Source organism: Phytohabitans sp. LZ39 (assembly GCF_059359075.1).
Genome location: NZ_JCADBM010000072.1, coordinates 1 through 535, shown reverse-complemented (window position 1 = coordinate 535; position 535 = coordinate 1). Strand labels below are relative to the sequence as shown.

1 pseudogene is annotated in these 535 nt (G+C 68.8%); it reads right to left on the bottom strand.

What is annotated here, in order from left to right:
- Positions 1-535 (bottom strand): annotated as a pseudogene (locus AC5L36_RS45395) (hypothetical protein); the annotation flags it as partial.

Here is a 535-nt window from a genome sequence, read left to right as displayed (position 1 = left end):
CGGACCGAGTCGAAGGCGGGGATCTGGTTGGCGCGCTGCATCATCGGGATGCGGTGTGAGGCGTCGCCGGCCCAGGAGGCGCATTGGAAGGTGCCCCGGTTGGGCAGGCCTGGTACCCGGATTTCGATGACGTCTGGCTGGGCGCCGCCGCCGTTGTCCTCGGTGGCGACGAAGAACGCCGGGGCCGGTGCGGGGTCGGGGGCGGCTTGCGTGCTGTTGAGTTGGCGGCAGCCGGTGTGGAAGTGGCCGCGGACCAGGTTTTGTGCGTTGAGGATCGACATGTCGACGTAGTAGCCGCCTTGGCCGGCGGGTAGGAACCGGTCGCGGATCAGGTTGCGGGTGCTGACCCGGATCGTGAACGGCTGGTTCACCCCGACGCTGCGCGGGGCGCTGGTGATCAGCAGGGTGGGGTTTTGGTCGGCGTTGGCGACCTCGCCCATCTGCGTGTCGACGCAGCGGTTGCCGTTCTGGAAGCCGTCGTGCAGCTGGAGGTCGTTGCCCTCGGAGCACTCGTCCGGACCGAAGTCCAGCGGCG